This window comes from Pseudomonas sp. dw_612 (assembly GCF_018449725.1).
GTDB lineage: Bacteria > Pseudomonadota > Gammaproteobacteria > Pseudomonadales > Pseudomonadaceae > Aquipseudomonas.
Genome location: NZ_JAAVVC010000002.1, coordinates 130,615 through 144,355 on the forward strand (window position 1 = coordinate 130,615; position 13,741 = coordinate 144,355).

At 60.8% G+C, this 13,741-nt stretch carries 15 protein-coding genes; 7 read left to right on the plus strand and 8 right to left on the minus strand.

Annotated features, from left to right (window positions below; all coding sequences use genetic code 11):
• The first annotated feature begins 170 nt into the window (after nucleotides 1-170).
• Together HB680_RS03740 and HB680_RS03745 are read left to right on the plus strand one after the other, a co-directional pair.
• Entirely contained in the window at nucleotides 171-1,016 is an 846-nt protein-coding gene (locus HB680_RS03740) for a MoxR family ATPase (protein WP_213937242.1), read from the plus strand.
• A gap of 21 nt (nucleotides 1,017-1,037) precedes the next feature.
• Nucleotides 1,038-2,216 carry a VWA domain-containing protein gene (locus HB680_RS03745; protein WP_213937244.1) on the plus strand — a complete coding sequence of 393 codons (1,179 nt, stop codon included), beginning with the start codon at nucleotides 1,038-1,040 and terminating at the stop codon, nucleotides 2,214-2,216.
• 119 nt (nucleotides 2,217-2,335) lie between these two features.
• On the opposite strand, the gene HB680_RS03750 is transcribed toward HB680_RS03745, so the two are convergent.
• The 4 genes from HB680_RS03750 to HB680_RS03765 all read right to left on the minus strand — a co-directional run bounded on the left by HB680_RS03750 (nucleotide 2,336) and on the right by HB680_RS03765 (nucleotide 6,075).
• Nucleotides 2,336-3,262 (minus strand): biotin-dependent carboxyltransferase family protein, encoded by a 927-nt coding sequence (locus HB680_RS03750; RefSeq protein WP_213937246.1) that lies wholly within the window; start codon nucleotides 3,260-3,262, stop codon nucleotides 2,336-2,338.
• The gene (locus tag HB680_RS03755; RefSeq protein WP_213937248.1) at nucleotides 3,259-3,963 is read right to left on the minus strand and encodes an allophanate hydrolase subunit 1; all 705 of its coding nucleotides are present in this window, start codon (nucleotides 3,961-3,963) and stop codon (nucleotides 3,259-3,261) included. The genes HB680_RS03750 and HB680_RS03755 overlap by 4 nt, the downstream gene beginning before the upstream one ends.
• The gene (locus HB680_RS03760; RefSeq protein ID WP_213937250.1) at nucleotides 3,960-4,712 is read right to left on the minus strand and encodes a 5-oxoprolinase subunit PxpA; all 753 of its coding nucleotides are present in this window, start codon (nucleotides 4,710-4,712) and stop codon (nucleotides 3,960-3,962) included. Before HB680_RS03760 ends, HB680_RS03755 begins: the two co-directional genes overlap by 4 nt.
• 76 nt (nucleotides 4,713-4,788) lie before the next feature.
• A complete protein-coding gene (locus HB680_RS03765; protein ID WP_213937252.1) occupies nucleotides 4,789-6,075 on the minus strand; it encodes an MFS transporter in 1,287 nt (428 codons plus the stop codon).
• 158 nt (nucleotides 6,076-6,233) lie between these two features.
• Between HB680_RS03765 and HB680_RS03770 the strand changes: the two genes are divergently transcribed.
• A complete protein-coding gene (locus HB680_RS03770; RefSeq protein ID WP_213937253.1) occupies nucleotides 6,234-7,148 on the plus strand; it encodes a LysR family transcriptional regulator in 915 nt (304 codons plus the stop codon).
• A 168-nt stretch (nucleotides 7,149-7,316) separates the two neighbouring features.
• On the opposite strand, the gene HB680_RS03775 is transcribed toward HB680_RS03770, so the two are convergent.
• From HB680_RS03775 to HB680_RS03785, 3 genes are read right to left on the minus strand one after another with little or no spacing between them, the layout of a single operon-like run.
• Complete coding sequence (locus HB680_RS03775) at nucleotides 7,317-7,859, minus strand: DUF2937 family protein (RefSeq protein WP_054049029.1); 543 nt, start codon at nucleotides 7,857-7,859, stop codon at nucleotides 7,317-7,319.
• A gap of 12 nt (nucleotides 7,860-7,871) precedes the next feature.
• Complete coding sequence (locus HB680_RS03780; RefSeq protein ID WP_054049027.1) at nucleotides 7,872-8,648, minus strand: class II glutamine amidotransferase; 777 nt, start codon at nucleotides 8,646-8,648, stop codon at nucleotides 7,872-7,874.
• Between the two features lie 32 nt (nucleotides 8,649-8,680).
• Complete coding sequence (locus HB680_RS03785) at nucleotides 8,681-9,178, minus strand: MFS transporter (protein ID WP_213937254.1); 498 nt, start codon at nucleotides 9,176-9,178, stop codon at nucleotides 8,681-8,683.
• Between the two features lie 237 nt (nucleotides 9,179-9,415).
• Here HB680_RS03785 and HB680_RS03790 point away from each other — a divergent pair, with 237 nt between their 5' ends.
• Nucleotides 9,416-11,470, plus strand: a complete 2,055-nt coding sequence (locus tag HB680_RS03790) for a S9 family peptidase (protein WP_213937255.1) — start codon at nucleotides 9,416-9,418, stop codon at nucleotides 11,468-11,470.
• Nucleotides 11,471-11,740: 270 nt separating this feature from the next.
• Nucleotides 11,741-12,214 carry a cyclic nucleotide-binding domain-containing protein gene (locus HB680_RS03795; RefSeq protein ID WP_213937256.1) on the plus strand — a complete coding sequence of 158 codons (474 nt, stop codon included), beginning with the start codon at nucleotides 11,741-11,743 and terminating at the stop codon, nucleotides 12,212-12,214.
• Here HB680_RS03795 and HB680_RS03800 read toward each other — a convergent pair.
• A complete protein-coding gene (locus HB680_RS03800) occupies nucleotides 12,211-12,501 on the minus strand; it encodes a hypothetical protein (protein WP_213937257.1) in 291 nt (96 codons plus the stop codon). The two genes, HB680_RS03795 and HB680_RS03800, sit on opposite strands and share 4 nt — an antisense overlap.
• A gap of 88 nt (nucleotides 12,502-12,589) precedes the next feature.
• Here HB680_RS03800 and HB680_RS03805 point away from each other — a divergent pair, with 88 nt between their 5' ends.
• Together HB680_RS03805 and HB680_RS03810 are read left to right on the plus strand one after the other, a co-directional pair.
• Nucleotides 12,590-13,276: a hypothetical protein gene (locus HB680_RS03805; RefSeq protein ID WP_123410584.1), complete on the plus strand. Its 687-nt coding sequence runs from the start codon at nucleotides 12,590-12,592 to the stop codon at nucleotides 13,274-13,276.
• A gap of 48 nt (nucleotides 13,277-13,324) precedes the next feature.
• A complete protein-coding gene (locus HB680_RS03810) occupies nucleotides 13,325-13,699 on the plus strand; it encodes a YajD family HNH nuclease (RefSeq protein WP_123410583.1) in 375 nt (124 codons plus the stop codon).
• Nucleotides 13,700-13,741: the final 42 nt, after the last annotated feature.

The following is a 13,741-nucleotide window of genomic DNA, read 5'->3' on the forward strand; positions in this document are numbered from 1 at the left end:
CTGAATGCTGGCCTTGCGCCGAGACTGAGTCAAGATGTGACGCCCCATTCAGAGACTGAATAACCCGTCTGCGTTCACAGTCGACCGGGCAGCGCGTTATAGTCGGGCATCACATTTATTCCATCCCGCCCTGCCCGTTCAGGTCGGCGCTACCGTTCGAGGATTAGCAGATGAAGTTCGAAGGCACCCAGGCCTACGTCGCCACCGATGACTTGAAGCTAGCGGTTAACGCCGCTATCACCCTGGAGCGTCCGCTGCTGGTCAAGGGCGAGCCGGGCACTGGCAAAACGATGCTCGCCGAGCAATTGGCCGAGTCCTTTGGCGCCCGGTTGATTACATGGCACATCAAGTCCACGACCAAGGCGCATCAAGGCCTGTACGAGTACGACGCGGTCAGCCGTCTGCGGGATTCGCAGCTGGGTACGGAAAAGGTCCACGACGTCCGCAATTACCTGAAAAAGGGCAAGTTGTGGGAAGCCTTCGAATCCGACGAGCGGGTGATTCTGCTGATCGACGAAATCGACAAGGCTGACATCGAATTCCCCAACGACCTGCTGCAAGAACTCGACAAGATGGAGTTCTACGTTTACGAGATCGACGAGACGATCAAGGCCAAGAAGCGCCCGATCATCATCATTACCTCCAACAACGAAAAAGAGCTGCCGGACGCGTTCCTGCGCCGCTGCTTCTTCCACTACATCGCCTTCCCGGATCGCGTGACGATGCAGCGGATCGTCGACGTGCACTACCCGGACATCAAGAAAGACCTGGTCAGCGAAGCGCTGGACGTGTTCTTCGACGTACGCAAGGTGCCGGGCCTGAAGAAGAAGCCATCGACCTCCGAACTGGTGGACTGGCTGAAACTGCTGATGGCCGACAACATCGGCGAAGCGGTGCTGCGCGAACGCGATCCGACCAAGGCCATCCCGCCGCTGGCCGGCGCTTTGGTGAAGAACGAACAGGACGTGCAACTGCTTGAGCGTCTGGCGTTCATGAGCCGTCGCGGCTCTCGCTAAGAATCGATAAGGGCAATCGCCATGCTGCTCAACCTGTTCAATGAAATGCGCGCCGCCAAGGTGCCGATCTCGGTGCGCGAGCTGCTGGACCTGATCAACGCGCTGAAACAGCGCGTTATCTTCGCCGACATGGACGAGTTTTATTACTTGGCCCGGGCGATCCTGGTGAAGGACGAAAAGCATTTCGACAAGTTCGACCGAGCCTTCGGTGCCTACTTCAATGGCCTGGAAAAACTCGACGATCACCTTCAGGCGTTGATTCCCGAAGATTGGCTGCGCAAGGAATTCGAACGTTCCCTGAGCGATGAAGAGCGGGCGCAGATCCAGTCCCTCGGTGGCTTGGACAAGCTGATCGAAGAATTCAAGAAACGCCTGGAAGAACAGAAAGAACGCCACGCGGGCGGCAACAAGTGGATCGGCACCGGCGGCACCAGCCCGTTCGGCTCTGGAGGCTTCAACCCGGAAGGCATTCGGGTCGGCGATGCCGGCAAGCGCCAGGGCAAAGCGGTGAAAGTCTGGGATCAGCGCGAGTACAAGAACCTCGACGACTCGGTGGAACTCGGCACGCGCAACATCAAGGTAGCCCTGCGCCGACTGCGCAAGTTTGCTCGTCAGGGCGCGGCGGAAGAGCTGGACATCGATGGCACCATCGACCACACCGCCCGCGACGCCGGCCTGCTGAACATCCAGATGCGCCCGGAGCGGCGCAACACCGTCAAGCTGTTGCTGCTGTTCGACATCGGCGGCTCGATGGACGCCCATGTGAAAATCTGCGAAGAACTGTTCTCGGCCTGCAAGACCGAGTTCAAGCATTTGGAGTATTTCTACTTCCACAACTTCGTGTATGAGTCGGTGTGGAAGAACAACATGCGCCGCACTTCCGAGCGTTTTTCGACGCAGGATTTGCTGCACAAGTATGGCGCCGACTACAAAGTGATCTTCATCGGCGACGCCGCCATGGCGCCCTACGAAATCACCCAGGCCGGCGGCAGCGTCGAGCACTGGAACGAAGAACCGGGCTACCTGTGGATGCAGCGCTTCATGGAGAAATACAAGAAGCTCATCTGGATCAACCCCTACCCGAAAGACACGTGGGGCTATACCTCGTCGACCAATATCGTGCGGGATTTGATTGAAGACCGGATGTATCCGCTGACGTTGCGGGGGTTGGAGGAAGGGATGCGGTTTCTTTCCAAGTAATCTTCGTTGGCAGGGCTGACGCCTTCGCGAGCAAGCTCGCTCCCACAGGGGGATGTGTTGTTCACAAAATATGTGAGCAATACCGATCCAATGTGGGAGCGAGCTTGCTCGCGATGCTTTTAGCGGTTAACAAATCGTCGCAGATAGGCGACCTGCTCCCGATGCGCCACGTCCTGCACCACCGGCCGCAACCGCACCTTCGCCCCCGGCAAACACTGCGCCAGCCGCGCCAGCGCCAACGGCGTCAACGCCCCCAGTCGCGGATAACCGCCAATGGTCTGCCGATCATTGACCAATACAATCGGCTGCCCGTCCGGTGGTACCTGCACGGCGCCCAGCGGGATGCCTTCGGAAATCATCGGCTTGCCCTGATATTCCAGCGGAGTGCCCAACAGGCGAATGCCCATGCGGTCGGCGCGGCTGTCCAAAACCCAAGCGCTGTTGAACGCGTCAAACAGGCTTTGCCCGCTGAACGCGCCGATCTGCGCGCCGAGCACCAGGTCCAGCGGTGCATCGCGTTTGAAATCCGGGACATGTTCCTGCGGCAACTCCCGCAGCAGGATTAACCCACTGCCCGAATAGCTCAGCTGCGCATCCTTGGCCAATGGCCGGCCCATGCCATCGAGGCCGCCGAGTTCCTCGCGGACCACCGTCGCACTGCTGCCCAACACTTTCGGCGCATCAAATCCGCCCGGCGCGGCGAGATAGGCCCGCGCTCCGAGCACCGGTTGGGTGAAATGCAGTCGCTGACCTTTGTGCAGCCGGAAACTGCGCCACGGCGCCAACGCCTCGCCATTCACTTGCGCGCCCAGGTCCGCCCCGGCCAGCGCCAGCACGCAATCCTCTTCGGCCACCACGGTAAAGCCGCCGAGGGTGATTTCGATCACCGGTGCATCCAGCCCATTGCCCAGCAACCAATTGGCCCACGACATCGAGCGCCAATCCAGGCCGCCGCCCTGGGTCACGCCCAAGTGCCGCACGCCGAAACGGCCGGCGTCCTGCAACAGACATAGCGGCGTACTTGCTTCAATGCTTAGACGGCTCATGCCTGGGCCTCCAGTGGCGTATCGTCGCCGCCCAAGTTGATGAATTCGGCATGGCTGACGGCTTCGAAACGCACCGTATCGCCGGGTTGCATCAGGCTGTAGCCATCCCGTTCACGGTCGAACAGTTTGGCCGGGGTGCGGCCGATCAGGTTCCAACCGCCGGGGGATACCACCGGATAAGCGGCGGTTTGTCGTTCGGCAATTCCCACGCTACCCGCTGCCACTTTCTTACGTGGCGTGTTCAAGCGCGGCGCGGCCAGCACTTCCTCGACCAAACCCATGAAGGCAAAACCCGGCGCAAAGCCCAGCGCGAACACTTGGTACTCGCGCTCGCTGTGACGGCGGATGACCTCGTCCACCGCCAACCCGCTGCGTTGCGATAACAGACTCAATTCCGGGCCGACACTCAAGTCGTACCAGACCGGCAACACATGGCATTTGCCCGTAGTGCTGGCGTTGGGCGACAGATCGATCAACGCTTCAGCAATCAATTCCCGCGCCTGGGCCGGACTCAGCGCGGTTAAAGCGTAATGCACCATCAACGTCGTATAAGACGGCACCAAATCGATCAAATGCCCGCCAAACGCAGCGCGCAGACTTTCACTGGCCGCGAGCATCCACGGCATGTTCGCTTCGGCGATTTCATCGAACAGGCGCACCATCAGACAGTCCAGCGCCACCACTTCCACCCGTGGTTTCATGACGCGCTCTGCTGGTTCAAGGCCTCGCGGATACGCCGCACGGCCGCCACCGAACTGGCGTTATCGCCGTGCACGCAGAGGGTGTTGGCCTGCAAATGCAAGGCGCTGCCGTCATTGGCCGTGAGGTGATCGCCACGGGCGATGATCAGCGCTTGCTCAATGATTTTCTCGGGATCGTGATGCACCGCGCCCGGCAGTTGCCGCGAAACCAGCATCCCGGCGCGGTCGTAGGCGCGGTCGGCAAAGGCTTCGAACCACAGGGTCACGCCGTATTCATCGCCCAGCGCCTGAGCTGCACTGTTGTCACGGGTGGCCATGAGCATAAGCGGTAGAAACGGGTCATAGGCAGCCACAGCCTCAATCACCGCCCGCAATTGTGCAGGATTGGCCATCATGTCGTTGTACATCGCGCCGTGGGGTTTGACGTAACTGACCTGCCCGTTTTGAGCACGGCAGATGCCGTCCAGCGCACCGATCTGGTAATGCAGCAGGTCTTGAAGTTCCTGGGCGGTGTAAGCCATGGAACGGCGGCCGAATCCCGCAAGATCCTGATAGGCCGGGTGCGCGCCAATCTTCACGCCGTGGCTCAGGGCCAGGCTGACAGTCTTGCGCATGATGCTCGGGTCGCCGGCATGGAAACCGCAGGCGATGTTGGCGCAATCAATGAAGGGCATGACCTCGGCGTCCAGACCCATGGTCCAGTTGCCGAAGCTCTCGCCGATGTCGCAGTTCAATAGCAGGCGGCTCACGGTGAACACTCCTGTAGGCATATTCTTTTTTTACTGCCGGGACATTCTTGGAAAAGCATGCCCGGCAGATTATCAGTTACTCGGCTTCGAGTTGCTTGCCACGGGTTTCCGGCAGGCTCAACGCCGCCAGAATCACCACCCCGTAGGACACCGCCGCAAACGCTCCGATGCCTACGCTCAGCGGCACTTTCTGGCTGAGCAAACCGATAAACAGTGGAAACAATGCCGCCAGAGCCCGACCGATGTTGTAGCAAAAGCCCTGACCCGAGCCGCGAATCCGCGTCGGAAACAACTCAGTCAAAAAGGCGCCCATGCCGCTGAAGATCCCCGAGGCAAAGAAGCCCAACGGAAAGCCCAGCCACAGCATCACGCCGTTACTGACCGGTAATTGGGTGTAGAGCAGCACGATGGTGAACGAGCCGACGGCGAACAGGATGAAGTTCTTCTTACGACCGAGGATATCGGTCAAATACGCGCTGATGACGTAACCGACGTAGGAACCGACGATCACCATCGCCAGATAACCGCCCGTGCCGAGTACGCTCAAACCCCGTTCGTTCTTCAGGAACGTCGGCAGCCAGGACGTGATCGCGTAGTAACCGCCGAGTGCGCCGGTGGTCAGCACCGAAGCGCGAATCGTGGTGAAGAGGATGCCGGGGGCGAAGATCTCGTAGAACTTCGCCGGGTTGCTCGGTTCTTGCTTGGCCTTGGCTTCGCGATAGATTTCCGGGTCCTTGACCAGTCGGCGGACGAAAATCACGAAAATCGCCGGGACGATGCCGAGGATGAATAATGCACGCCAGGCCTCTTCCGGCGGCAGTACCGAGAACAGCAGCGCATACAGAATCGCCGTCAGCCCCCAACCCAGCGCCCAACCGGATTGCACCATGCCCACCGCTTTGCCACGGTCCTTGGCGCGAATCACTTCGCCCATCAGTACTGCGCCGGCGGTCCATTCACCGCCAAAACCGAAACCCATCAAGGTGCGGCTGATCAGCAGTTGTTCGTAGTTTTGCGCGAAGCCGCAGAGGAAGGTGAAAAAGGCGAACCACAGTACGGTCAGTTGCAAGGTGCGCACGCGACCGATGCGGTCGGAGAGAATCCCCGCCACCCAGCCGCCAATGGCCGAGGCGATCAAGGTGCTGGTGTGAATCAGCCCCGCTTCGCCGGTGGTAATGCCCCACATGGCAATCAGAGTCGGCACCACGAAGCTGAGCATCTGGGTGTCCATGCCGTCCAGGCCATAGCCGATCTTGCAGCTCCAGAACGTGCGGCGTTCCTGTTTGTTGATGTTGCGATACCAGTCGAAAGGTCCCGGGCGAGTCGTAGCCTTGGGGATGTCGAGGGTGTCGGGCGCACTCATGGCAAGTCTCCGTACATATTTTATTGGTATTGTTCTGAGCCCCGACGACGCCTATCGTGGGAACCGGATGGCCTGATTTTTGGGCTCCATGCCCTGCGGCGTCCAACTAATAAAAACCCGGCCTAGACATAAGAATTCTTTATCCAAGAGCAGATCCCATGAATTTGAAGTTTCTTGAGACTTTCGTTTGGGTCGCACGGCTGAAGAGTTTTCGCCTGACCGCGGACAAGCTCTTCACCACCCAGGCGTCGATTTCCAGCCGCATCGCGGTGCTCGAAAGCGAGCTCGGGGTGAAGCTGTTCCTGCGCGATTCCCGAGGTGTGAGCCTGACGCCCGAAGGCCTGAAAGTGCTCGAATACGCCGAACAGATGATGGACACCATGCAGGCGCTCAAGCAGTCGATCGAGACCCGATCGAGCAAGGTCGGGCGGGTGCGCATCGGCGTGATGGACACGGTGATCCACACTTGGCTGAGCCCGTTGGTGGCGCAGATGATGGATCACTATCCGTTGGTGGAAATCGAGCTGGTGGCGGATACGTCGCTCAACCTCTGCGATCAGCTGCAAAAAGGCTTTCTCGACCTGATCCTGCAAACCGACCTGTTGCGCCAGGAAAGCGTGCGCAGCCTGGAACTGGCCAGCCACCCGATGGGCTGGATCGTGGCCAGCAATTCCATCTACAACCGCGAGTATTCAGGCGTGGCCGACCTGGCCCGCGAGCGGATCATCACCTACTCGAAAAACTCCCATCCACATCAGGACGTTCTGGCGCTGATGCAAGCCAACGGCGTGATGGCGCCACGGCTGAACTGCGTGAACTCGGTGTCGGCGATTACCCGGCTGCTGCGCGACGGTTTTGGCATTGGCGCGTTGCCACCAGTGCTGGTGGCTGAAGAGCTGGCGCGAGGGGAATTGACCTTGCTGGCGATCGACCAACGGCCACCGAATTTGCAGGTGGTGGTGTCATGGCGGGTCGGGGTGGAATGGGTCGAGGAAATTGTGACGTTGTGTCAGCAGGTGTTGGAGGGGTATGCGCGGAAGGTGGGTGAGGGTTACATCATTCTTGCTGACTGAACCCTTGTAGCAGCTGCCGAGGCACGAGGCTGCGTTCGGCTGCGAAGCAGTCGTGAAATCAGGCGACGCGATGTTTCAGTTAGACCGCGTGCTCCGGTTTTACGACTGCTTCGCAGCCGAACGCAGCCTCGCGGGCTCGGCAGCTGCTACATAGGTCTGTGCTTTGGTTTACAACCCCCGCACATCCCGATCTTCAATCGGCCGGCTCTGACGCAGGCGTTTGCCGCCGAGCACCACCCAGTCGATCAGCCGGAACAGGCATTCAATGCCGAACGACAGCAGCAACGCCCCGCTCATACCCCAGATCATCGCTTCCGGGGTCAGCAGAATCTGGTAGCTGTAGCCATTCCAGGTTTCCTTGCGGATGTCCGGATCAGCGGCCAGCGCCACTTGCAGGAAGCGGATGTACCACGGGCCTTGCATGGCCTGGAACTGTTTATCGAGGGCGATCTGACGGGTGAGCAGGTTGCTCAGGCTGTCGGCATCGCTGCGAAAGATCGGGTCTTCACTCGCCCGGTAATGCGCGACCAACGCCTGCATATCGCCCTTGAAGAACTGATTGGCGGTGCCCTGGAACCCGCTCAAACCGGTCTGGGCCTCAATCAGGTGCGCTTCGACCCGCTTGGCGTAATCGCTGATGAATCCCGGCACCTGGACACCGATCAACAGGCCCGCCGCAAACAACACCAGCCGTAGATAACTGAGCAACATGGGGGTGAGTCCTTATTCGGTCTTGCCCTGGCTGACGCATTCGCCGCGTCGCCAGAGGCTCCATTGGCCCGGTTCGTAGCGGGTCCAGGTTTCGTTTTCGGTCAAGGGTTCGGTGGCGATCACCGTGACCACGTCGTTGGGCGTGGTTTCGGCCTGGAAGTCGACGATCACATCGACGTCCTTCAAGCGTGCCGGGCCGAACGGGGCGCGGCGGGTGATCTGCGCCAGTTTGGTCGAGCAATAGCAGAACAGCCAGTCGCCGTCGCTGAGCAGGCAGTTGAACACGCCTTTGCTGCGGTATTCGGCGCAGGCGGCCACCAAGTCCGGCAGCAGTTCTTCGATTTCTACCGGCTCGGGGAACGCCGCGCGCACCCGGTTGAGCAAGTCGCAGAACGCCGCTTCGCTGTCGGTATCGCCGACCGGGCGGTAAAAGCTTTTGATCGGTTCGAAGTCCGCGAGCTGGCCGTTGTGGGCGAAACACCAGTTACGCCCCCACAACTCGCGCACGAACGGGTGGGTGTTGGACAGGCAGACCTTGCCGACGTTGGCCTGACGGATATGCCCGATCACCACTTCGCTTTTGATCGGGTAGCGTTGCACCAGGTTGGCCACTTCGGACTCGCAACTGGCCGCCGGGTCCTGGAACAGGCGCAGGCCACGGCCCTCATAGAAAGCGATGCCCCAGCCGTCGCGGTGCGGCCCGGTACGCCCGCCGCGCTGCATCAGCCCGGTGAAGCTGAACACGATATCGGTCGGGACATTGGCGCTCATGCCCAATAACTCACACATGCTCGGACTCTCGCTTCAATGCTGGGGCACAGTTACAGACGCGGTTCGATGCGCGAACGCTGGGGGTTGTTCGGGATCGGCGGACGGCCATAGCGATCGTCGCCGGCCACGCCGAACGGTTGCTCGTCTTCATAGTCGTCAGGCTTGATCGCGGCTTTGGCGGCGGCGGCCTGTTCCTTGCGGGCGGTGGCGGCCCGCTCGATCGGCCAGCGGATCAGCACCAGAAGCAGGTACAGGCCGAAGGCGATCATGCCGTACATGAACAGATCGGAAATCGCCCGCCAGGCGTTGTTGCCCACCTTGAACGCCAGGTCCAGAGCGGTGATGGCGATGGCCGGGGCGACCTTTTCCTTCACCGGGTCGATGATGGTCGGGCTGAACAGCAACACCGCCATCAGCAGCCGCAGCGGCTCACGCAGGTAGCGCCACATCCAGCGGGTCAAGCGCATCCACACCAACAGGCAGCCTAAAGCGGCAAAGGCGTAGAGGCCCCAAGCGATCAGATAGTCGTTCTCGGTCATGGTGTCCATGGCAAGGCAGGCAAAGAGGCGCTTATAGTAACGACTTTTCGCCTGTCCGGCTTGTCCCAATACCGGGCCGTTACGCGTAACCCCTGTGGGAGCGGGCTTGCTCGCGAAGAGGGAGTGTCAGTCGACATCATTGTTGTCTGATACACCGCTTTCGCGAGCAAGCCCGCTCCCACAGGGATTTGCAGCGGCATCAAGACCTGCGAAACCCTTATTCCGTACATCGTCCGAGAGCCCTTCATGCCCTTATCCGCCAACGTCACCAGCGCCCCGATTGCCCGCAAGGCCGAAGGGGTTGACCCGTATGCCTGGCTCCAGGAGCGCGACACCGACGCGGTGCTCGACTACCTTAAGGCTGAAAACAGCTACCAAGAGGCGCAAACCGCCGATCAGGCCGGCTTGCGTGAAACCCTGTTCGAAGAGATCAAGGGCCGGATTCTCGAAACCGACCTGTCCCTGCCCTCGCCGTGGGGCCCGTACCTGTATTACACACGCACCACGGCGGGTGACGAATACGCGCGCCACTACCGCTGCCCGCGCCCAACCGATGACAGCCTGGTCATCGATGAAAGCCAGGAACACTTGCTGCTGGACCCGAACGAACTGGCCAAGGGCGGCTTTTTCTCCCTCGGCGCGTTCAGCATCAGCCCAGACCACCAGCGCCTGGCCTACAGCCTCGACACCACGGGCGACGAGATTTACACGCTGTTCGTGAAGGAATTGTCCAACGGCCGTGTCAGCGAACTGGAATTCCAGGACTGCGACGGCAGCATGACCTGGGCCAACGACAGCGTGACGCTGTTCTTCGGCGAACTGGACGACACCCATCGCCCGCACAAGCTGATGCGCTATCGACTGGACGGCACGGCAGCCGAAGAAGTGTTCCATGAGCCGGACGGGCGATTCTTCCTGCACTGCTACCGCTCCAGTTCCGAACAGCAATTGCTGTTGTCTCTGGGCAGCAAAACCACCAGCGAAGTCTGGGTGCTCGATGCGTTCCAGCCGCACCAGGCCTTTACCTGCCTGGCGCCACGGGTCGAAGACCACGAATACGACGTCGACCATGGCGCCCTTGATGGCGAATGGACCTGGTTCATCCGCACCAACCGCGACGGCATCAACTTTGCCCTGTACACCGCCGTCGATACCGGTGTGGCGCCGACCGAGGCCGACTGGCAGAACCTGATCCCCCACAGCGACACCGTGATGATCGAAGGCCTGAGCCTGAACGTCGAAGCCGTGACCCTGAGTCTGCGTGAAGGTGGCTTGCCCATCATCGAAGTTCGCCCACAAGGCCTGGCGCCTTATCGCGTGCAATTGCCGGACGCGGCCTACAGCCTGCATGTGCAAAACAGCCTGGAATTTGTCAGCGACAGGATTCGCCTGCGCTACGAAGCGTTGAACCGCCCGGCGCAGGTTCGCCAACTGGAACTGGCCACGGGCGAGCAGAAAGTGCTAAAGGAAACCCCGGTGCTCGGTCCGTTCGACGCCGATGCCTACGTCAGCCAGCGCCTGTGGGCCACCGCGCCGGACGGTACGCAAGTGCCGATCAGCCTTGTCGTCAAACGCGAAGCCCTTGGAAAGCCAACGCCACTGTATCTGTACGGCTACGGCGCCTATGGCGAAAGCCTCGACCCGTGGTTCTCCCACGCGCGCCTGAGCCTGCTGGATCGCGGCGTGGCATTTGCCATCGCCCACGTGCGCGGCGGCGGTGAATTGGGCGAAGCCTGGTACCGCGCCGGCAAGCAGGAACACAAACACAACACCTTCAGCGACTTCATCGCTTGCGCCGAGCATTTGATCGCCAATGGCTTCACCACCGCGCCGCAATTGGCGATCAGCGGCGGCAGCGCCGGGGGGTTGCTGATCGGCGCGGTGCTGAATCAGCGTCCGGAACTGTTCGCGGCGGCGATCGCCGAGGTGCCGTTCGTCGACGTGCTCAACACCATGCTCGACCCGGACCTGCCGCTGACCGTCACCGAATACGACGAATGGGGCAACCCTGAAGAGCCGGACGTCTATGATCGGATCAAGGCCTACGCCCCGTACGAAAACGTCACGGCCCAGGCGTACCCGGCGACGTTGGTGATCGCCGGCTACAACGACAGCCGCGTGCAGTATTGGGAAGCGGCGAAGTGGGTGGCAAAATTGCGCGCGACCAAAACCGACGACAATCCGCTGCTGCTCAAGACCGAACTGGGCGCCGGGCATGGCGGGATGAGCGGGCGTTACCAGGGATTACGTGACGTAGCCCTCGAATACGCATTTGTTTTCCAGGTTTTGGGCATTGCCTGAGGAACTTGGCTCGGTGATCCGGTCTTAACACCAGACACCGGGCCACGGTTTTCCCGCTATCCCTGTAGCAGCTGGCGAAGCCTGCGTTCGGCTGCGAAGCAGTCGTAAAATCAATCGGTGAGGTCTTCCAGTCAAACCGCGTTATTTGGGTTTACGACTGCTTCGCAGCCGAACGCAGGCTTCGCCAGCTGCTACAAGGGATCGTGGATAGGCGGCGATATTAGCCAGGCCCGAACCCGCACCAGACCACAAAAAAAAGACCGTGACGACATGTCAGAACCGACCTTACTGAACAACGAAATCCGCGACTGGCTGATGGACTGCGGCCTGTTCGATCAATTGCTGCCGGCGGACTTTGCCGCCGCTTCCGGTTATTTCAGCATCAGCACCATCGCTCAGGGCGAAGAGATTTTCCACGAGGGCGACGCCGGCAGTTTCATGTGCATCATCCACACCGGCCAGGTGTCGGTGCAGAAGACCAACAGCGACGGGCAAACGGTGGTCATGGCCACCCTGCGCAGCGGTCGGGCGTTCGGCGAGATGGCCGTGCTCGATGGCGAGCGGCGCTCGGCCAGTTGCGTCGCAGCCAGCAATTGCCAGTTGCTCAACCTGGGCAAGGACTCGCTGGAGAAAATGCTCAACGACGCGCCGAAAATCGCTGCCAAAATCATCCGCGCCCTCGCCGTCTCGCTGTCCAAGCGCTTGCGCATGGCCGACGGGCAATTACTTTCGCAGCAGGTCTAACCCCCCGGTGTCTTGATTTTCGTGCTGTTCGGCTCAAGGCCCGGCAATGGCTGGTCCTTGGTCGGCGGGCTGGGCATTTCGATCGGCACGAGGGGCGGGCCGCCGCTGCCAGGCCCGGTCCGGGGCACGCTGGTCGGGGTGATTTGCGGGTACGGCGTGGGGGTCGCGGTGCCGGGTGAACCGGGCATCGGCGCCGGGCTGGCGGGAATGGTTTGCTGCTGCTGGGCCTGCACTGCAGTTATCGAGAGCGCGGCCAAGGCAATGACCGTTAGAATGGTGCGCTTCATCAATGGCTCCGTTGGCCTTGTTGTCTACTTGCAGGCTACTCCCAACTGCGTCCGTTTGCCTTATGCCAATTTTTTCCAAGAGCCCGCCATGAAACGTTTCGTTCTGCTCGACACCGCCCCCATCCCTGAAAACGGCGGTGCCCTGTGCCTGTTCGAATACGGCGAGGATTTCGTCATCAAGATCCAGGGTGGCGACGGCGGGCAATTGATGAACACCCGCATGCACGGCTCCGAAGACGCCCTGGCCGAGATCCCGTGCCGCAAGGTCGCCGGTCGGCCGAATTCCCGCGTCTTGATCGGCGGTCTGGGTATGGGCTTCACCCTCGCCTCTGCGCTCAAGCACCTGGGCAAGACCGCCGAGGTGGTGGTCGCCGAACTGGTGCCGGGCGTGGTCGAGTGGAACCGCGGACCGCTGGGGGAAAAGGCTGGCAACCCGCTGCTCGATCCGCGCACCGTGATCCGCATGGAAGACGTGGCCAAAGTGCTGCAAGCCGAGCCCCAGGGTTTCGACGCGATCATGCTCGACGTCGACAACGGCCCCGAAGGCCTGACCCAGCGCGCCAACAGTTGGCTCTACTCGTCCGGCGGCCTGAGCGCCTGCGCCAAGGCCCTGCGACCCAAAGGCGTGCTGGCGGTGTGGTCGGCCAGCGCCGACAAGCAGTTTTCCGACAAGTTGAAGAAGGCCGGTTTCAAGGCCGAAGAAGTCCAGGTCTTCGCCCACGGCAACAAAGGCACGCGCCATACGATCTGGATTGCCGAGAAGCTCAAGGGCTGAGCTAAACTCTGTTCATAACCGTCATTAGTCTTCTACAAAGGTGAACCCATGAGTTCGTCCACCCCGACCAATACCTCGAAGCTGGATCGCATCCTCGCCGACAACCAGCGCGACAAGGAAATGGGTTACCGCGACAAAGCCCTGAAGATGTACCCGCACGTGTGCGGCCGCTGCGCCCGTGAATTTTCCGGCAAGCGCCTGAGCGAACTGACCGTGCACCACCGCGACCACAACCACGACAACAACCCGCAGGACGGCTCGAACTGGGAACTGTTGTGCCTGTATTGCCACGACAACGAACACTCGCGCTACACCGATCAGCAGTACTTCCACGAAGGCTCCCTCAGCACGCCAAAAATCGCCAAGGCGACGCATAACCCGTTTGCAGCGTTGGCCGGGTTGATGAAGAAAGAAGAAGACTGACCCCAATCCCTGTGGGAGCGGGCTTGCTTGCGAAGACGGTGT